At 38.1% G+C, this 18,226-nt stretch carries 19 protein-coding genes; 9 read left to right on the top strand and 10 right to left on the bottom strand.

From position 1 onward, the window contains the following. Nucleotides 1-389 precede the first annotated feature (389 nt). Together CK510_RS00365 and def are read right to left on the bottom strand one after the other, a co-directional pair. Nucleotides 390-593 carry a hypothetical protein gene (locus CK510_RS00365; protein ID WP_095719813.1) on the bottom strand — a complete coding sequence of 68 codons (204 nt, stop codon included), beginning with the start codon at nucleotides 591-593 and terminating at the stop codon, nucleotides 390-392. 16 nt (nucleotides 594-609) lie between these two features. After that, complete coding sequence (gene def / locus CK510_RS00360; RefSeq protein ID WP_095719779.1) at nucleotides 610-1,173, bottom strand: peptide deformylase; 564 nt, start codon at nucleotides 1,171-1,173, stop codon at nucleotides 610-612. A gap of 266 nt (nucleotides 1,174-1,439) precedes the next feature. Between def and CK510_RS00355 the strand changes: the two genes are divergently transcribed. Beyond that, nucleotides 1,440-1,817, top strand: a complete 378-nt coding sequence (locus CK510_RS00355) for a hypothetical protein (RefSeq protein WP_095719778.1) — start codon at nucleotides 1,440-1,442, stop codon at nucleotides 1,815-1,817. Between the two features lie 263 nt (nucleotides 1,818-2,080). Here the strand turns inward: CK510_RS00355 and psb34 are convergent, their stop codons facing one another. Next, nucleotides 2,081-2,251: a photosystem II assembly protein Psb34 gene (gene psb34, locus CK510_RS30770; protein ID WP_143289180.1), complete on the bottom strand. Its 171-nt coding sequence runs from the start codon at nucleotides 2,249-2,251 to the stop codon at nucleotides 2,081-2,083. A 202-nt stretch (nucleotides 2,252-2,453) separates the two neighbouring features. Between psb34 and CK510_RS00350 the strand changes: the two genes are divergently transcribed. From CK510_RS00350 to CK510_RS00335, 4 genes are all read left to right on the top strand, one after another. Next, nucleotides 2,454-3,353 carry a cell division protein FtsX gene (locus CK510_RS00350; protein WP_095719777.1) on the top strand — a complete coding sequence of 300 codons (900 nt, stop codon included), beginning with the start codon at nucleotides 2,454-2,456 and terminating at the stop codon, nucleotides 3,351-3,353. 164 nt (nucleotides 3,354-3,517) lie between these two features. After that, entirely contained in the window at nucleotides 3,518-4,336 is an 819-nt protein-coding gene (locus CK510_RS00345) for a DUF3598 family protein (protein WP_095719776.1), read from the top strand. Between the two features lies 1 nt (nucleotide 4,337). Then, nucleotides 4,338-4,997: a type II restriction-modification system restriction endonuclease gene (locus tag CK510_RS00340; protein WP_095719775.1), complete on the top strand. Its 660-nt coding sequence runs from the start codon at nucleotides 4,338-4,340 to the stop codon at nucleotides 4,995-4,997. Then, entirely contained in the window at nucleotides 4,990-6,435 is a 1,446-nt protein-coding gene (locus CK510_RS00335) for an SAM-dependent methyltransferase (RefSeq protein WP_095719774.1), read from the top strand. Before CK510_RS00340 ends, CK510_RS00335 begins: the two co-directional genes overlap by 8 nt. 124 nt (nucleotides 6,436-6,559) lie before the next feature. Here CK510_RS00335 and CK510_RS00330 read toward each other — a convergent pair whose 3' ends face one another. After that, nucleotides 6,560-8,248: a metallophosphoesterase family protein gene (locus CK510_RS00330; protein ID WP_095719773.1), complete on the bottom strand. Its 1,689-nt coding sequence runs from the start codon at nucleotides 8,246-8,248 to the stop codon at nucleotides 6,560-6,562. 288 nt (nucleotides 8,249-8,536) lie between these two features. Further along, entirely contained in the window at nucleotides 8,537-10,906 is a 2,370-nt protein-coding gene (gene pcrA / locus CK510_RS00325) for a DNA helicase PcrA (RefSeq protein ID WP_095719772.1), read from the bottom strand. A gap of 202 nt (nucleotides 10,907-11,108) precedes the next feature. Between pcrA and CK510_RS00320 the strand changes: the two genes are divergently transcribed. Beyond that, nucleotides 11,109-11,360 (top strand): type II toxin-antitoxin system Phd/YefM family antitoxin, encoded by a 252-nt coding sequence (locus CK510_RS00320; protein WP_095719771.1) that lies wholly within the window; start codon nucleotides 11,109-11,111, stop codon nucleotides 11,358-11,360. Further along, nucleotides 11,332-11,571 carry a Uma2 family endonuclease gene (locus tag CK510_RS00315; protein WP_095719770.1) on the top strand — a complete coding sequence of 80 codons (240 nt, stop codon included), beginning with the start codon at nucleotides 11,332-11,334 and terminating at the stop codon, nucleotides 11,569-11,571. Before CK510_RS00320 ends, CK510_RS00315 begins: the two co-directional genes overlap by 29 nt. Nucleotides 11,572-11,575: 4 nt before the next feature. Here CK510_RS00315 and CK510_RS00310 read toward each other — a convergent pair whose 3' ends face one another. Beyond that, nucleotides 11,576-13,357: a serine/threonine-protein kinase gene (locus CK510_RS00310; RefSeq protein ID WP_095719769.1), complete on the bottom strand. Its 1,782-nt coding sequence runs from the start codon at nucleotides 13,355-13,357 to the stop codon at nucleotides 11,576-11,578. A gap of 234 nt (nucleotides 13,358-13,591) precedes the next feature. Between CK510_RS00310 and CK510_RS00305 the strand changes: the two genes are divergently transcribed. Both CK510_RS00305 and CK510_RS00300 read left to right on the top strand, forming a co-directional pair. Further along, on the top strand, nucleotides 13,592-13,804 hold the full coding sequence (locus tag CK510_RS00305; protein ID WP_095719768.1) for a hypothetical protein: 213 nt from the start codon (nucleotides 13,592-13,594) through the stop codon (nucleotides 13,802-13,804). Nucleotides 13,805-13,813: 9 nt separating this feature from the next. Then, nucleotides 13,814-14,221, top strand: a complete 408-nt coding sequence (locus CK510_RS00300) for a hypothetical protein (RefSeq protein WP_095719767.1) — start codon at nucleotides 13,814-13,816, stop codon at nucleotides 14,219-14,221. Between the two features lie 112 nt (nucleotides 14,222-14,333). Here CK510_RS00300 and CK510_RS00295 read toward each other — a convergent pair whose 3' ends face one another. From CK510_RS00295 to CK510_RS00280, 4 genes are all read right to left on the bottom strand, one after another. Next, complete coding sequence (locus CK510_RS00295) at nucleotides 14,334-15,728, bottom strand: cation:proton antiporter (RefSeq protein WP_095719766.1); 1,395 nt, start codon at nucleotides 15,726-15,728, stop codon at nucleotides 14,334-14,336. 73 nt (nucleotides 15,729-15,801) lie between these two features. Beyond that, the gene (locus tag CK510_RS00290; protein WP_095719765.1) at nucleotides 15,802-16,008 is read right to left on the bottom strand and encodes a hypothetical protein; all 207 of its coding nucleotides are present in this window, start codon (nucleotides 16,006-16,008) and stop codon (nucleotides 15,802-15,804) included. A gap of 134 nt (nucleotides 16,009-16,142) precedes the next feature. Beyond that, nucleotides 16,143-16,475 (bottom strand): P-II family nitrogen regulator, encoded by a 333-nt coding sequence (locus tag CK510_RS00285; protein WP_095719764.1) that lies wholly within the window; start codon nucleotides 16,473-16,475, stop codon nucleotides 16,143-16,145. Nucleotides 16,476-16,560: 85 nt separating this feature from the next. Next, on the bottom strand, nucleotides 16,561-17,688 hold the full coding sequence (locus CK510_RS00280; RefSeq protein WP_095719763.1) for a sodium-dependent bicarbonate transport family permease: 1,128 nt from the start codon (nucleotides 17,686-17,688) through the stop codon (nucleotides 16,561-16,563). Nucleotides 17,689-18,226: the final 538 nt, after the last annotated feature.

Here is an 18,226-nt window from a genome sequence, read left to right as displayed (position 1 = left end):
CAATAGTGATTTTTCGTTGAATTGACTTTTAAAAATCGATACTTTAATAATTTAGAAAAGCTTGTATATTAAGCATTTCAAGTCAATTAACGTTTTTTAACCACTCAATCCCAATTGATTAATACATCTTTGTTTTCAGGATTTACAGAAAAATTATAGTATTCTTCAATGATAATCAGTATTACGTCATCCAAAAATTAATTTGTGTATAAATAATACAAGAGAGACGTTCCACCGGAACGTCTCTACGAATGGGGTTGAATTGGGGATGGGATTTTTGGGAATAAAAAAGGCAAAAGGATAAACGCTCTTTCTTTTGCCTTTCAAGCCATTTGCAATTAAAGATGACACTTTACAAACAAAGTGAATTCTCCAATTACACCTGATGCCTACTTCATATTAGCCTTAGCATCACGTACTGCGGCAAAAAAAGATAATACAGTCAGGGGAATACTCAAAGCCAGGATAATATAAGTAGTTTGCATCCCGAAATTGGGTTCACCAGAAGTAATTTCAAAAACAGAACCAACAACTGCGATCGCAGTGATGCAAGATATAGCCAGAAACAATCCGCTCTTTGGGGTTAAATACACTTTTACTAATCCATCCTTATACAACTGGTTTAACAGCTTGCTGAGAGAATCCATTTTTGGATAGTTCCTCCCCCAGAGCAAGGGAATTTTCCACACGGTCTACAAATACCACACCATTGAGGTGATCCATTTCGTGTAAAATACAACGTGCGAGTAAATCGTTCGCTTTGAGTGTTTTCGGACGACCAAATTCGTCTTTGTAAGAAATTTCCACCGACTCTGGACGTTTTACATCAAGGGAAACACCGGGAATGCTCAAACAACCTTCTTGAGCAACGCTGGTTTGTTTACTAGTTTGTTTGATGATGGGATTAATCAGAATTAGGGGTGGATTTTTGGGATCGTCGGGTTCCAAATCGATCACAACTAATTGCTTATGAATACCAACTTGGGGTGCAGCTAAACCAATACCATCACTACTGTACATCGTTTGCAGCATTTTTTTCGCTAAATCGCGAATTTCATCATCAACCTTATTCACACGCTTCGCTGGTTGACGCAAAACGCGATCGCCTAAATAATGCAACTGCAAAGGTGGATTTTTTAACTTTTTTTTCTCGACTGCAATTTCAGATGGCATGGGAAATACTACTCGCTCTCTTCGGCTAGGTTTTATACGGTACTAGTTCTCTAATCTTAACAAAAGCTGTAGTCAGTAAGGGGAATTAGGGATTGGGTATTGGTTATTTTCCTCTATCTCTCCGTAAATTTTCACAAGATGATATATTCCTGTGCTACTTCTGACTGTTTTAGACTATTTTTTCCAATTTTTGCGGCTTAATCTGGAATTGGTTTAATCAAGGTTGTATCCACAAACATCAAACCAATTAATGGATACTACACAATATGTTTAACCTTAAAAAAACCATTATCAGCCTTGTTTTACTCCCAGTTGCTAGCATTTCCCTCTTTGCTGGTGTTGCTAATGCCGAAACTTTAAAAACCAGAAATTACAAAGTTACAATTACTAGAAATTGCCCAGAAGGTTATGTAACTTGCAATAATGTTACTTATGTTGGTAAGAATTTAAAGACAGGTCAATCGATTCGTCTCAAAGGAAAAACCATCCATACAATCGGTGCTGATGGTGTAACTCCTAGTCGTTTTCTTGGTTATGAATTCCGCAATAATAAATATCTTTATCGTGTAACAGCAGATGGTGTATTAACTGTTTTTAATGGCAAAAAACTTGTACTTCAAGAGAAAGGAGCTTTGACTTATTAAATATTCTCCTGTTTTTACAACTATTTTTTAATAGATATAAATCAGCTATTAAAATATATTTATATCAAAAGCCCAGTTATCATGACTGGGTTTTTCATGTTGGTAGAAATATTTGTGATATTCTCAAAGGAAATTGCTAAACGAAAACAATAAAAAACCTCGGTGAAACCAACCGAGGCAGATAGGAGATATTGACGATGAGGTTGAAACTGTAAAATTCTGGATTAAAATTCTGGATTAAAATTCTGGATTAAATAAAAATATTAACTAACTGCAAACCCAACCAGAACTAAAGTGCTGATAAGTAAAGTTGCAAATGCAGCTTGTAATGCATATTGACGCTGTTCGTATTGGTTCGGGTATTGAGCGTAGTAAACCTTAGGTTCGGTTGCGTAGTTGTTCAATATACCTTGTTCGTTAACGGTAGTGTACATATTTTTTCCTGTTTTCTTCGGTTTGTTACCTTATGTAAATAAATATAACAAATTTGTTACAAAGAGTCAATACAACTTGACAATTAAAGTTTTATGTGGGTAATAAGGGGTACTTATGTTAGTTCTTCCCCTTTGCTAGGAAGGGAAGTTATAACGGTAACTTGGTGTTCTTATAAGAATTATCAGGTTGGGTTAGTTATTTATGAAGATATTCACGAAGCTAGATTACCTACTTAAAGAGACGTTTTTGGGATTAAAACGTGGTGGTTGGATGAATTGGGCAGCAATTAGCACTGTCACTGTATTGTTATTCTTGTTTGGGATGAGTTTGCAAACATCTTGGCAATTAGAAAAGCTTCTAAACCAGTTTGGGAGTCAATTAGAGGTATCTGTTTATTTAGATGGGAATGTGGGAATAGATGCTGTAGCACCATTAGTATCCCAATTACCCGAAGTTGCGAACATTGAAAAAATCACTAAAAATCAAGCATGGGAAAAACTAGTAAAAGAATTAGGGATATCCGATATTGAAAATGCGACACAGCAGCTTGGTAGTAATCCTTTAGTGGATGAATTGAAAGTTAAAGCACGAAGTTCCGATGTAGTACCAAATTTAGCGACAAAGTTAGCGAAGATAAAAGGAGTAGAAACAGTCCAATATGTAGATGAAGCGGTTGTACGTATTGCCCAGTTGCATCGTGGTTTGAATTGGATGAGCTTTGCGATCGCGATTATTTTGACTTTAACTGCGATCGCGGTTACGAGCATTACGATTCGTCTGATTGTATTAGCACGTCGTCGTGAAATTGAAGTTATGCAGCTTGTTGGTGCGACTTCTGCGTGGATATACTTACCGTTTATTTTCCAAGGTATCGCATTTGGTTTATTTGGTGGTGGTATTGCTTGGAGTTTGATTAACCTGACGCAGCAGTTTATTGGTAAACTCCTTTTAAACCAACCAGATTTTATCAAGTTGCTCGCAACAGGTTTAAAATTAACTACAACACAAACTTTAATTTTGCCCCTAATTCTTTTAGGTTTTGGTGCAACAGTAGGATTAATGGGAAGCTTATTTGCAGTCAGACGTTTTGCGAAAGGATAGGTTGGAGTGATGAATTAATCTGTAAAAGCACAGTTATCAATATAATAAAATACCAAAAAATAATTTGTAGGGGTGGGGTCTTCCCACCCTCACTCATATAATAATACAATTGATAAATCTATAAATTTGGATATTTTATTGTCTAGAATAATCAGGATTTAATTATGCTTTCTCAATGGGAATATTTTCTTCAAAACCTTGGTATTTGGGTTGGTTCATTTACCCAATTCTCACCTACTGGAGAAGAACTCGAAAACATCCCCAGTCGTCTTAGTATCGAAACATTAAATAATAATAATCAAGCAGCAAAACTTACACTTCAGCGTCAGAATTCACAGGATTTAGTATTAGAATTTGATAATTTCTCACGAAGTCTCCTATTCTTTGAAAATGGCTCATTTTGCCAAGGTTCAATGCAATTTTCTCCAGTTTCAGAATTTGGTGCAGAATTTTGTTTTGTACATCAAAATCGTCGTTTGCGTCTAGTGCAGTTGTTCAACACAAATAATAACTTACAAAAGTTAACTTTGATTCGAGAATATCGTGAAGGAACTGAACTTAATGAAAGTCCAAAGTTAACAGTCGATGCATTGCTGGGAAAATGGGAAGGAGAAGCTGTGACAATGTATCCAGATTTGCGAGAACCGAGTATTTATCCTACCAAAATGCAATTAGAAATTGATTTATCTGGAAAACTTGTGCAAAATTATAGCTTTGCAAATAATCCCCCATTTACATCGAGTGCGACTATTAATGGTTCGATTATCAACTTCGATAATAATCCCCAAAATCCAATTCAAGTATTAATGCTACCTGATGGTGCTTCCGCAACATTTCCAGTCAAAGTACAATTAAATCAACCTTTATTTTTAGAAACTGGTTGGTTAATTAAATCAGATTTGCGTCAAAGAATGATTCGCAGTTATAGCAATAAAGGTGAATGGGTAAGTTTAACTTTGGTGACTGAAAGGAAAGTAGATTGAAATGGCAGAACTGACACTTCCCAATTTAAAAGTAGCTGCATCTCAATTTGTCAGGAGAATAAGCGGTATACCTATCCCCGATTTATTTGGTTCTACAGATGGTAAAGCTGTCGGTACTTATGTTGAACAAGCTTTCAACCATTATCTCAGAGCTACATATAATTACATACCTGGCAATGCAGCACTTGGCATTGACTTTCCTGATTTAAAAGTCGATTTAAAAGTAACTTCAATACGTCAACCTCAATCTTCTTGTCCCTTTCGGGATGCTAGTCAGAAAGTTTATGGTCTTGGTTATAATTTACTTGTATTAACTTATGAAAAGATTGACGATGGCACTACAAGAAGCGCACGTTTAGATTTTCGAGATGCAATCTTTGTATCACAAGAAAAAACTGGTGATTATCAGACGACTTACGGTTTAGCGGGAATTTTGAATCGTAATGGTAATAAAGATGATATAGTAGCTTTTTTAGAAGAACGTAATCTTCCACTGGACGAAATCGGACGTGATTTACTTGCAGAAAGAATTGTACAAAATCCACCTCAAATTGGTTATCTGACAATATCTAATGCTTTACAATGGCGATTACAATACAGTCGAATAATAGATATAGCAAACCAAAGAATTGATTTAGGAGTGGAAAACCTGCTTGGCTAAAGAACTGGGTGATTTTCAAACCCCTCCCGCACTTGTATTAGATATTTTGCAGTGCTTAAATATTAATGGAAAAAATTGGAAACGAGTGTTTGAACCAACTTGTGGTGCTGGAAATTTTATTTCTGGTTTGCTCCAACTTCAAGTACCTCCATGTGAAATTCAAGCCATAGAATTTGATTCAGAATATTTTCAGAAAGCTAAGGAACAAGTAAAGTTAATCGCTCAAAAGTCTTGTTCTACTCGCGTTATTATTCAGCAAGCAAAGATTTTTGATTTTGATTTACGTAATCAACTCAATTGGAGTGAATCTGGCAGTTTATTAGTCATTGGGAATCCTCCTTGGATAACAAACTCACAGCTAGGTGCTTTAGAAAGCGATAATTTGCCGGAAAAAAGAAACTTAAAAGGATTAAAAGGTATTGAAGCTTTAACAGGACATTCAAACTTTGATATTGCTGAGTATATTTGGATAAAATTACTGCAAGAACTTGCAGATGAAAAGCCAACTATAGCTTTGCTTTGTAAAACCTCTGTAGCTCGTAATATTCTGCAATTTGCTTTTGATAATCGATTAAATATTAATAATGCTTCAATACGTATGATAGATGCTCAAAAATGGTTTAGAGCATCTGTCAGTGCTTGTTTGTTCTCCATTGATGTTGGTGCTGAAAAAGTTTGTTATGACGCGAATGTTTACCAAGATTTATACAGTAATGAAGTCAAATCAGTAATTGGTATTATTGGAGGAAAATTAGTTGCCGATATTCAAGCTTATAAAAATTCTATGTTTATTGAAGGAAAATGTAGTTTAACTTGGAGACAAGGGGTTAAACATGATGCTATATCTGTAATGGAATTAGATAATATTGGGAATGAAAAGTTCAAAAATAAATTAGGACAAATATTTAAAGTTGAACTTGATTATGTCTATCCGTTATTAAAAAGTACAGATTTATTTCATGGAAGAATAGATGCAAAACGTGGTGTTATTATTACCCAAAAAAAAGTTGGTGAGGATACATCTAAGCTACAAATCATAGCACCACTGCTGTGGAATTATCTTGATAATAATCTTGATTTTTTTAATAAGCGCAAATCATCTATATATAAAGGTAAACCGCTATTTTCTATTTTTGGAATAGGAGATTATTCATTCAGTCTATATAAAGTGGCTATATCTGGATTACATAAAGAGCAAAGATTTAGAGTGCTTTCTCCTATCAATAATCGTCCTGTGATGCTTGATGATACTTGCTATTTTGTACCTTGTGAATCTTTAGAACAAGCTAATTATATTGCAAATTTACTAAATAGTTCAGTTTGCTTAGATTTTATTAAAGCAAGAACTTTTAAGGATGCAAAAAGACCAATTACAAAAAAGTTACTTCAATGTATTAATATCGAGGCATTACATGATTTTTGTCATGAAAAAAATTGATATTTTAAATAAAATAATTGCGTGATAAACCAAAAGTTAACCTATTTACTACATTTGTTAGCGCAAGTAAGTCTTATGGTGACTATTTCTAATATAGATTTTAGGAAGGTTATCGATTGATAAATTAATTTAACTTAAATTCATCAAATTTAATAACTTCTGCATTAACTTTACGAGTATCAAACCGATAACTACTAACTGTTCCCGTACCCGTATCAAAAATACTAAAAACGGTAATTTGATTACTGGAAATAAACGGCATTGCTTGACCATCTTCAGCTAAAATAGGGGCAATTGTTGGTATTACTGGTTCCAATCCATTTGGGTCTGCGATCGCAACATAATTCATACTACAATTATCATTACTGATTACGGGAATATTTTCGCGTTTCCGATTACCATATGCTGCACCATAGGAATTTCCCACATTGGAAGTTTCCAGAAAATGCATCCTCGAATCACTAACGAATCGATTCCACAAATGGGAATGTCCAAAGAATACTAATTGTACTTTTGCTGCTTCTAATAACGGCATCACATCACGAATTAAATAATCTTTATCTTTGGGATATTCGTAACGAACTGCTTTAATTTTACCTGTGTTATCCTGCTCAATGATTTGCACGGGTTCGGTATATGCAGGAACAATATTATCACCTAAAGTATGGGGTGGATGGTGTAACATTACTACTTTATATTTTGCCTTTTGAAATTCATCGCTATTTAATTCTTTCTCTAACCAATTATATTGGGTACTACCTTGATGAATTGGTTCGTAAATAATCTGTCCATAACCCCAATTTTCTGGATTTTCTAAATCAGTTTCGACTTCACTATATTTACCTTTGCGTCCATTCTCAGAACTCGAAAATCGCCACATATTAGTCGCGTAAAGTACTACTAAACGCACATCTCCAAAGCTGACAGCATAATAGGTTTTCCCTCCTTCTTTACTTTCTGGAAGTGTGAAAATTTCTTCGTATGTATTTGTATTAAATGAGTTATCTTTTAATTTATCTTTTCCTAAATTATTACCATATAATTCTTTCGCTATATGCTGAGGAACAGTATCATCAAATTCACCGTTTAAACTATCTTCTCGTGCATATCTTCCCATTAGTTCATGATTGCCAATACAGGTAAATATTGGTGCATTTTGGATGATTTTTCCACCTGTATAAACTATTTTTACTTCATCCCCATCGATTGGATAATTCGCTTTTCCTTGTAAACAGGGAAAAAACCCATTCCCCCGATTATCATCAAACCACTCACTAGCGCGATCGCAATTATTCACCAAATCACCTGCGAACCAGACTGCATCGACTTGTCCTAATGTTTCTACGACTTTTTGCAGGTTTGCGGCAACCATCGGTTTGATTTGATGATCGGATGTGAGCAGGATTTTTAATGGTTGATTGGGGGTTGGTAGGGGTGCAAGGGTAAATATGTTGCTATTGATACTGCGGTTATCTTCTGTGATACTGGTGACATAATAGTTGACTTTTATACCTGGTGTTAAGCCTGTTACTTCTGCTTCGTGTCTCCAAATATGACGGATGGTTGGTTTTTGGTATATTTGTCCATCTTCTGTTTGGTTTCCGACTCGCGATTTTTGATCTTCACGGGTACGGGTTAGTTTGGTGGTGGTTGCGTAAACCCGAAGGGGTTTGTCGCCAGACATCGAGGTTTGGTTGAGGTTTTCTCCGTATTTAATCAGATGTTGAGAACCAGCAAATTCGGTGAACCACACTACTTTGATGGTGGTTGCTGTGGGGTTTTGGAGGAAGGGATCGGTTAGTAGTTTGGTCATGTGAATAAAATATGGATTTGTGTCGCGCAGAGACGCGGAGGCGCGGAGAAGAGGAGAATAAAGTTACCACATAGTTATGATTTTACGGTAGGGGAGAACGGTTGTTTGCCCGATCGGTTAGTAGTTTGGTCATGTGAATAAAATATGGATTTGTATCGCGCAGAGACGCAGAGAAGAGGAGAATAAAGTTACCACATAATGTATGATTTTACGGTAGGGGAGAACGGTTGTTCGCCCTCTTGAGGTTGTTTGCCTTTTATAGCGGTGAAATTATTTCGAGAAATCGCCTTAGTTTATCTTTTGCAATTGTGCTACTCTGGGGTCTATAATTTTGGTTCCTAGGTTGGTGAATTTGATGGCTACGGAGGTTTTACTTCCTGCATCAAATACGTGCGTAATTTCACCTTCTCCAAATGTTTTATGTATTACTGCGTCTCCTACTTGCCAGTTTTGGATGACATCGCTCTGGGTATTGCTAGTGAAGGCATTACGATCGCTACGTTTGGGAAGACTACCAGTTGAGATTTTAACGTATCCTTGCCTGGTTTGGTGATGGTTTGCGACTAAATCTTCTGGTAATTCGTCGAGAAATTGCGATCGCATGGCGGGTTCTCTGCTACCATACAGTCGTCTTTCTCTGGCATGGCTGATAAATAACCGTTCCTGCGCTCGTGTTATCCCTACGTAGCATAGTCTACGCTCTTCTTCTAGGGCTGCGGGGTCTTGCATGGAGCGATAATTGGGAAATAATCCCTGTTCTAATCCAACTAGGAAGACGACGGGAAATTCTAATCCTTTGGATGCGTGTAATGTCATTAATGATACTGCGGCATCTCCTTCTTTTAGTTTGTCTAAGTCGGAACTGAGGGAGGTTTTTTCGAGAAATTTTTGTAATGTGACGCTTTCTTCGTTTTCTTGGTTCTCTTCTTGGAATTCGGAAACTGCGTTGTATAAAGCTTGGATGTTTTGAATTCGATCTTCTGCTTCGTCGGTTCCTTGGGTATGCAAATCTTGGACGTAACCGGAATCTTCAATTATTCCCGCTACAAGTTCGGTGACGGGCATGGTTTCGATTTCAGCTTGCCATTTTTTAATAATACCAGCAAAGTTATTTACTGATTTGGCGGCACGTCCGGCTAAGGTATTAACTGATGTCTCGTCGTTCAGTATTTCCCACAGGTTTGTACCGAGTTCTTGGGAAGCACGAACTAAGGTATCAATGGTTGATTTGCCAATACCTCGACGGGGAGTATTAATAATGCGTTGGATGTTTACAGCGTCTGATGGATTTTGGATGGCTTTGAGGTAAGCTAGAATGTCTTTGATTTCCTTGCGATCGTAGAATCTAAATCCACCAACGACGTTGTAAGGAACTTGATATTTAACTAGTAAATCTTCAAATGGTCTTGATTGAGCATTGGTACGATATAGAATTGAGAAACTACCCCAGTCTAAGTCGGGGTTTTCTTCTTCTAATTTGCGAATTTGATTAATTACAAAGTCAGCTTCGACAACTTCATCATCTGCTTTAAATAGACAAATTTCTTCCCCCGCAGCACGAGTCGGTTTGAGGATTTTGTCGATGCGTTGGGTATTATTTTCGATGAGTTGGTTGGCGACTTCGAGAATATTTTCACATGAACGATAATTCTCTTCTAACTTCACCATTGTTCGGGTATTATCGTCTTCCAAACCATCCCCAAATTCATCTTGAAAGCCGAGTAGAATTGTAAAATCTGCCTGTCGAAAGCTATATATAGACTGGTCTGCATCTCCCACTACAAAAGTCGAACGATTATCCCAATTCCAACTTTTTTTACCTTCATCATTTGTCGATAATAAGCGAATTATTTCATATTGAGTTCTATTAGTATCTTGATATTCATCAACTAAAATATGGTGAAACTTACGATGCCAATAATCTAATACTTTTTCGTTTTGTTGAAATAATCTCGTTGGAATTAAAATTAAATCATCAAAATCAAGGGCATTATTCCCTGCTAACTTATCCTGATAAGCACTATATACTTCAGCAATTATCTTCCCGCGATAATTCGGCTGCTCAATGGCAAACTCTTTCGGTGAAAAGCCTTGGTTTTTGGCATTACCAATGGCATAACGTACCGATTTTGGGTCAAACTTCTTATCATCAAGATTCATCTGCTTTGTCACAATCTCCTTCACCAGAGATTGGGCATCCGAATCATCAAAAATAGAAAAATTCTTCTCCCATTTGCGACCATTCTCATCCACATACTTGTCAATATCTAGACGCAAAATCCGCGAAAACAAACTGTGGAAAGTACCACACCACATATCCTTAATCACAGTTCGATAGACACGCGATCGCAATTTTCCTTGGTCAAACTCAGGTAACAAATCATACTTTTCACCATATTCCTGCATTGCCATCTGCTCGGCAAACAGTTTCTGGATACGTTCCTTCATTTCCCGTGCAGCTTTATTGGTAAAAGTCACCGCAAGAATATTTTCTGGGTCAACCTTATGTTGGAGAATGAGATTAGCAATCCGATATGTCAATGCTCTCGTTTTGCCAGAACCTGCCCCCGCAACCACGAGCAAGGGACCGCAAAAATGTTCGACAGCACGACGTTGACTAGGGTTAAGATGACTAAGGAAGTTGGAAGTAGGTTTCATGGAATCAAGCTGTGTGTGTGGAGCGAAGATTGCCTCACATCAAAATAGATGTAACCATAACGATTGGTTAGGCTACCTTATAGTACCGAATTTAGACCCATAAATATTGCGTTGCCCAGGAAGATGGGGGAATTGTTGAGGCAGTTGACTCCTGGCAAACTCATAAATTTATTAGCATCAAATTAAATGTAAAATTAATTCTATGTTAAACATCAGTCGAGATATTCATTCACTTTTAAGCTTTAAACGCAATACTTTGGAGTTTATCGAACAAATGAAGCATACGGGTAAACCTGTAGTGTTGACAGTTAACGGCAAAGCAGAACTTGTGGTTCAGGATGCAGAGTCTTACCAAAAGTTGCTGGATGCGTTAGAAAGATTGGAAACCATAGCTGGAATTAAACAGGGATTGGAAGATGTAGAAGCTGGTAGAAGTAGCAGATTCCACCATTGAAACCGACAGAAATATCAAAATTCCTCTTTATGCTGAAACTGGGATTATTGAGGTTTGGTTGGTGGATTTAAACGCAGAATGTATCGAAGTGTATCGACAATCGACAGCAAACGGCTATGAAAGAGTTCAGAAATTGCTGCGATCGCACTATTTGTCAATTCAAGTTTTCCCGCATACTACAATTGGTGTAAATGAAGTTTTGGGTATGTAACAAGCTAACGCTTAAATAGAAAGGTTTTAATACTTGCTTCAAAAATTGGCAATTCTTGTTCAAATTCATCTTTACGAGCAGAAAAAAATACAGTCCAAATAGTGCCACCATCTTTAATTACATATTGTATTTGTTTACTATTCTTACCTAATTGTATTATTCTTCCTACATAGTAATCTTCGACTTTGTACGTCTTCATATCTAATAAAATAAACCCATTTGGAATAGATTTATTCAAATAATTCTTAAAATTAGTATCAGAGTGAATTTTTTCATTTATTATCATAACAATATTACCAATAGAAATGGAATTAGCAGTCTTAGTCTTAGTGTCAAAAGCCAAAATAGTAAAAAAAGAAGGATTTTGTTTGACTATTTGAGTCAAGTTCTCAAGGTCAGGATTCCGACTTCCTGAATTTGTCTTTAATTTGTCTAATATCTTCCTAAAATCTCCACTCTCCCAACTTGGAGGCAACCACAATTCTGCACCACTACCTTCAAACTTTTTCCAGCCAAATGGAATATTTTGGGAAGTATTTTCCTCGGAAATAGAAGGTTGTTGACTAGTAGAATCAGTATTGGCTTGCTCAGGATTATTTGCCGATTCATCTGAATTACTTGTTTGTAGCTCAGTTGGTGCTGAAGTCACAACTGGCTGACTTGGATGAGAATTAAATAACTGATAAATGTTCCGACTACCGAATTTAATTAAAAAAAAGATAGCAAAAGCAATTACTCCACCTATGAATTCGGCAGTCTTACTAGAGAATATATTGGTTTCAGTTTTTGATGATTGAAATTGAGTAGTTGCAGACGTTTTAATTTGACTTTTTCGTGTAGGCTTTTCGATTTCTCTAGGGGGTAATTGTGATGCCGAGAAAGAAGGCGAATATGGCTGTACAGTTGAATTCATTTCTGATAAACACTTTAAAATCATCTGTGTATTTTGAGGACGCTTGCCAGGAAATGCTTCCATCAGATAATCAATCAAACCAGCTACCTGCTTAGATATTTGTAAAGCACTATCACGCCACATTAATTTACCAGTTCGCGGGTCTTCAGAAAATTGATTTGGAGATTTGCCAGTAAGTAAATAAACAAATGTGCGACCAAGGGCAAAAAAATCTGATTGTGGTACTGCTTTACCATTGGCTTGTTCCAGTGGTGTATAGCCTAGTGAAATAATCCCTGTTACATTCTGCCCTGCTGCTTTTTGATGATAGGTTTGTGTAACTTCTCTTGCTGTGCCAAAGTCGATCAATGCCAGATTTCCGTCGGCTTTGAGCATAATATTTGGTGGCTTGATATCTCTATGAAAAAAGTTCTGCTGATGCACTTCATGCAAAATATTTGCCAGCTGGGTTAGCCATAAAAGTGCTAACTTTTCATCAATGGGGCGATTACCCCGTTGTTCTATGTATTGGCATAAATCCAACCCCTCGATTTTCTCCATTACCAAGCAATGCAGTGGTATTTGACTATTTTTAGGAGAGAAGGTAAAGTACCCATCTCCCTTTGGAATCCCTGGATGATTCAGATAGCTTAATACTTGTGCCTCTTGCTGAAATAATGATACCGCCTTGGCATCATCCAGCATTAAAATTTTCAAGACTTTGAGATTGTTATTATGGTTGACTTCAAATGTCTTGCCAAAACCACCAATCCCTAATTGGCGAGTCACTCGATACCGTCCTTCCAAGAGCAATTCTGAGCCACAGGCTTGACAAAAAAGTATATTTTCAGAATTTTGGGGTCTTGGGCAGTGGGGATTGATGCAGAGGGTCATGGTGTTTTTTACAACACAGTTTGCCCTGATAGTCTAGCCTTGTTGAGATATTCGCGTCACCAGTAAAAATTACGAAAATGAGCGATACATACGGTGGACTATGCCTACACACTCATTCGGTGAAAACGGTTTACCCATCATACTTAATTGCGATAAGCGAAGCTTGATGCCGGAGGCATATCGCAATTATTATGTAGAAGAAAGTCGAGCCTAAAAAATAGCGGTTAAACAAAAATGACCTTAACAGAACTCCTTCCCGCAATTCAACAACTTTCTCCAAAAGAAAAAATGAAATTAATCCGTATCCTAGCCGAAGAACTGGATACCAAAGAAGATATCTCCCCTTTAGAACCATACAAAACTTACCACTTACCTACTCCGTATGATAATTTTGGTGTTGGAGAACTCCTAATGCAAACAATGGAGTCAGCAGATAAGAGCGATTAAATACTAAAAATGCGATTTAAATACTCAACTAGCAACCCATCTCAAAACGAATTTGATAGCTTACCAAGGATTCCGTTGATTCTCCACAGTAACGAACGCTCGGTTGAGGTGGTTGGATTGGTAGATAGTGGTGCAACAATCAACGTTTTGCCCTATGAAATTGGTATCCAGCTTAACGGAGTTTGGGACAATCGTAAAGCAGTTCTTCAATTGGCAGGAAATCTTAGTAACCAACCAGCAATACCTTTCTTTGCGATTAGCCAAGTAGTTGATTTTACACCCGTAAGATTAGCATTTGCTTGGGTAAAAAGTGCCAATACTCCATTAATTCTGGGACAAACAAACTTTTTTCTGGAATTTGACGTTTGTTTTTATCGCTCCAAGTTGGAATTTGAGGTAAAACCCAAACAGGAATAAATGCTTTATGCGATCGCGCTTGATGATAAACTCAGTAAATTTGTTAGTAACTAAAAAAGGTAGAAGCTAAAACTCCTACCTCCATAATCAACTTTAAATTAAAAATTAAAACCTAACTATCAGTAACCCCATCAACTGGTTTCTCCACAGGTTTTTGAGGTTCGGCAGGTTCTTTAAATGCTACCCTTAACAACGGTGGAGCGATAAAAGTTGTCAAAATCACCATCATAATAATTGCCGCTTGCAACGGTTTATCCAAAACACCACTAGCAGCACCAATCCCCGCAAACACCAAACCAACCTCACCTCGTGGAATCATCCCCACACCAATCGCAATTCGATTGATTCCCGGTTGCCCAAATACAGCCCAACCAGTGACAAATTTACCGATAATTGCGATCGCAATCAAGAAGATGGCAATAAATAATCCTTCTCGGTTGCTAGGAATTGCTGGATTTAATACACTGAGGTCAACTCTTGCGCCGACGGTAACAAAAAATATCGGTACTAAAATATCTGCAATAGGTTTAACTTGCTCGTCTAATTCTTTGCGTTTATCGGTTTCATCCAGTACCAAACCCGCAGCAAACGCACCCAAAATGGCTTCTAAATGAATTGCATTACCAATAAAAGCCATAAAGAAGGCAAATATAAGCGCCGGAATAATGATGTTTCCTCGCGTTTGCAACTTATCTGCAATCCCTACAAAGGATTTATTAAAGAATTTTCCGAGTAATATTGAACCAATCAAAAATGTCGTTGCACTAACAATCAAGTAGATAACATTAACTATGTCAACTTCACCTGTTTTTGCCAAACTCGCAACCACTGCTAAAACAATGATACCCAGGATATCGTCAATTACCGCAGCCCCAACAATGATTTGACCTTCGCGGGATTTGAGTTGACCAATTTCTGAAAGCACTTTGGAGGTAATCCCGATACTGGTAGCTGTGAGTGCTGCACCTGCAAAAATTGCCGGAATTACCGGAAAATGAAAGAAGTAGACTAACCCAACTGTACCTGCAATAAAGGGAACTGCCACACCCACGCAAGCGACAACTGTTGCTTGGTATCCAACTTTTTGTAATTCTTTTAAATCCGATTCTAAACCGATTTCAAATAGGAGAATGATAACTCCTATTTCTGCTAACACTGAAACAACTTCGCTTTGAGCTTCAAAAATTGAAGTTGCAGCATCGGGAGTCAAGTTGTTGATGAACTGTAAAAGTCCTATAACTACGGAGTTAGAAGCTTCTGCACCACCTTCGGGAAACACTAAAAGATGTAAAGCGGAAGCACCAACGATAACACCAGCGACTAGTTCACCTAAAACTGGTGGTAAGTCAATTTTTCGGGAAATTTCCCCACCCAACTTACTTGCAATATAAACAACAATTAGGCTCAGTAATACTCCGGTGAGAACTATGGGACTATATTCTGATGGGGTGGCTGTTCCCAGGAAAGGGTGAGAAATCAGCTTTGATAGTGGATTTATAAAATTCATATTTATTGCCGTTACATGAACTGTTGTACAGACACGATATATCGCGTCTGTACATTACATTATTGATTTGGGATTAGATGCTTCCTGGCTGGGTAGAATAGCCGAAGGAATCATCTTGAGAACCGTATTCTGAGGATGTGGGAATGTTTGCGTAATTGGGATTCACTATTGTTAATGTTTTTTTCAAAGCATCAGCACGTTCTGTAAACAGGTTCTCTTGGGGTACAATTTGGAAAATTCCTAATTTCTCGAAACGCTTCTTGACTTTAGCCGCAGTCATAATTATTAAGACTTGACAACCATTTTCTGCTGTTTCCTTGATGACTTCTTAACCTTGCAATAGTGATAATGTTTCAATTGTCAAGATATTAGCAATGAATACACCCACACCAACTAGTTCTGCGTCGTCTCGATTCAACAGCCGTCTGGTCCACAGAAATGTCTCCCGTACAGTACCTCTGCTTCACAGAGATAGATAATGCCCGCAAAATCGGTGAAAAACGTGATTGCGACCTTATCCGCAATCTTCTCTGCCATCTCCCGATTTTCCGTGAGTACCTCGAACTTTACATTTGAATCGGTGTCGGCACTGCTGGGTTTACCCGTAGAGCGCACGTTGCGACTACCTTTACCGCCAGTATCCACCACCGTATAACCAGTCGCCCCACATTCATCGATGATCTTGGCAACCTTTTTCAGCAGAACCTTTTCCGTGACGATGACGAGTTTATTGGCACGCTTGGACATGTTGCTTACCTCCTTAAATTATGTATATTTATCTACTTGCTCTGCTGGCTCAAGGGAGCGCTGAAAGACCTCGATCGGTTTGGAATTACTTACCGGCTTGCTGGGTGATCGCCTGGGCTAGCCCGATGAAGAACGGTATACATATACCAATCGCAACCGGCGTACCGACAGCTGTGGATGCACCTATGTAGGCGGAGGGATTGGCTGAGGGGATACCTGCTCGCAACGTGGGTGGACCTGAGATGTCTGAACTAGAGGAGGCAATGACAGCCAGGATGACAACGCCACCCATGCTGAATCCCGCAACTTGGTGGGCAATCATGCCGAGACCGAAGGCAATTAACCCATGCACAAATGGTGCCACCACACTATACACGACGTACCATTGGGCTACCTTACGCAGTTCGCCAATTCTTGACCAAGCTTCTATACCCATGACCAGCATCAAGATCGAAAGCAAGCCGCGAAAGGCTGGATCGTAGAAGCTTTTATAGACACTTTCCGGTCTGGTGAAAAGTCCAAGAGCCAGACCTAACAACATTGCGGATAGGGCAGAACCCTGGAGGCTTTCCTTGATAATTGGCCATATCTTGACCCGATTATCCCCATCCCCCTTCTCCTTCTGTTCGCTGAGATACTCCTGCCGGCTGCTGGGATAATCTTTTTGATCGGGATAATCACCAGCCGCAACAGTCTGCTCAGTAGAGTAAGCTGCTTCTTTACGCTTCTTCTTGTTGAGGTAAATGTTAGCCACCACAATCGCAGTTACGAGCGCTGGGATATCCATGAAGGGATAGAGTGCGCCAGCCCATGCCTCGTATGGAATTTTTTGTTCTTCCAGTACTGTCAAGCCTGCCGCCATAGTAGAACCACTCACGGCTCCAAACAAACCCCCAGTCGCGATCGCATCGACGACTTTGACCTTTGGCAGCTTGGCTAACGTATAGCGAGCGATGAAGACAACAATAATCCCTACCATGATGGCAAAGATCATGGGTAACACCATCTGCGTCAGGTTGGAATTGCGGATCGCAATTCCACCGGTCAGACCGATTTTGGTGAGCAGCATGAAGACGATGATCGTACAAATCGACTCTGGAATGACCAATTCGCTACCTAGAGCTGCAATGATCATCCCACCAATCAAAAAGGCGAGTGTTGGGGACTGCAATTGGGCAACGAAGTCCTTCAAGAAAATGGATAAGAAATCCATGTAGTAATTTTCCTTAATTTCAGATAACTTAATCAGATAACCAACGAATCGTAGATTAGCATCAGATTGAATCTATCTATCTGGTTTTAGATAGACCACTTGAGAAACCATTAGATGCCTCCTTTCAGCCAAGCTTTAAAGCACAACTTTTAGTCACGCTTTTGCGATTGGCTTAAGAGGATGAAATTATTGGTAGAGAGACAATTGCAGCAGTTACATCACCGAAAATATCACCACGCAAATTGCGGAAGTTTATTTTGTTAGTTATTCCCATTGTTCAGAATAATTAATAAGGTTGGATGCTAGATTTAGATACTTGACAATGTACTTTGCAACAAATCTCTGACTTTCATACTTAGGCAAAAGCTATTGAGTTAATATTTGCTTTGAATTTCGTAAAATAAAGTACCACATGACTATTTTGTTACAGTCAAGATACCATGTATTAATTCAACGCAAGTATTTATTTTTGTTGTCAAACTAGTACATTAAACTCTATTGCATCCATAGAAAAACCAATGTTTACACAAATTTAGAC

The sequence above is a fragment of the Brunnivagina elsteri CCALA 953 genome, from assembly GCF_002289455.1.
Taxonomy (GTDB): Bacteria; Cyanobacteriota; Cyanobacteriia; order Cyanobacteriales; family Nostocaceae; genus Brunnivagina; species Brunnivagina elsteri.
The sequence above is the reverse complement of the archived record's forward strand: the minus strand, read 5'-3'. Positions and strand labels throughout refer to the sequence as shown.

What these genes read in the sequence shown, in the direction of transcription:
- def (WP_095719779.1), bottom strand. Translation starts at nt 1,173, where the DNA reads ATGCCATCTGAAATTGCAGTCGAGAAAAAAAAGTTAAAAAATCCACCT.
- CK510_RS00280 (WP_095719763.1), bottom strand. Translation starts at nt 17,688, where the DNA reads ATGGATTTCTTATCCATTTTCTTGAAGGACTTCGTTGCCCAATTGCAG.
- CK510_RS00305 (WP_095719768.1), top strand. Translation starts at nt 13,592, where the DNA reads ATGACCTTAACAGAACTCCTTCCCGCAATTCAACAACTTTCTCCAAAA.
- CK510_RS00290 (WP_095719765.1), bottom strand. Translation starts at nt 16,008, where the DNA reads ATGACTGCGGCTAAAGTCAAGAAGCGTTTCGAGAAATTAGGAATTTTC.
- CK510_RS00330 (WP_095719773.1), bottom strand. Translation starts at nt 8,248, where the DNA reads ATGACCAAACTACTAACCGATCCCTTCCTCCAAAACCCCACAGCAACC.
- psb34 (WP_143289180.1), bottom strand. Translation starts at nt 2,251, where the DNA reads ATGTACACTACCGTTAACGAACAAGGTATATTGAACAACTACGCAACC.
- CK510_RS00345 (WP_095719776.1), top strand. Translation starts at nt 3,518, where the DNA reads ATGCTTTCTCAATGGGAATATTTTCTTCAAAACCTTGGTATTTGGGTT.
- CK510_RS00310 (WP_095719769.1), bottom strand. Translation starts at nt 13,357, where the DNA reads ATGACCCTCTGCATCAATCCCCACTGCCCAAGACCCCAAAATTCTGAA.
- CK510_RS00350 (WP_095719777.1), top strand. Translation starts at nt 2,454, where the DNA reads ATGAAGATATTCACGAAGCTAGATTACCTACTTAAAGAGACGTTTTTG.
- CK510_RS00300 (WP_095719767.1), top strand. Translation starts at nt 13,814, where the DNA reads ATGCGATTTAAATACTCAACTAGCAACCCATCTCAAAACGAATTTGAT.
- CK510_RS00320 (WP_095719771.1), top strand. Translation starts at nt 11,109, where the DNA reads ATGTTAAACATCAGTCGAGATATTCATTCACTTTTAAGCTTTAAACGC.
- pcrA (WP_095719772.1), bottom strand. Translation starts at nt 10,906, where the DNA reads ATGAAACCTACTTCCAACTTCCTTAGTCATCTTAACCCTAGTCAACGT.
- CK510_RS00340 (WP_095719775.1), top strand. Translation starts at nt 4,338, where the DNA reads ATGGCAGAACTGACACTTCCCAATTTAAAAGTAGCTGCATCTCAATTT.
- CK510_RS00355 (WP_095719778.1), top strand. Translation starts at nt 1,440, where the DNA reads ATGTTTAACCTTAAAAAAACCATTATCAGCCTTGTTTTACTCCCAGTT.
- CK510_RS00285 (WP_095719764.1), bottom strand. Translation starts at nt 16,475, where the DNA reads ATGTCCAAGCGTGCCAATAAACTCGTCATCGTCACGGAAAAGGTTCTG.
- CK510_RS00295 (WP_095719766.1), bottom strand. Translation starts at nt 15,728, where the DNA reads ATGAATTTTATAAATCCACTATCAAAGCTGATTTCTCACCCTTTCCTG.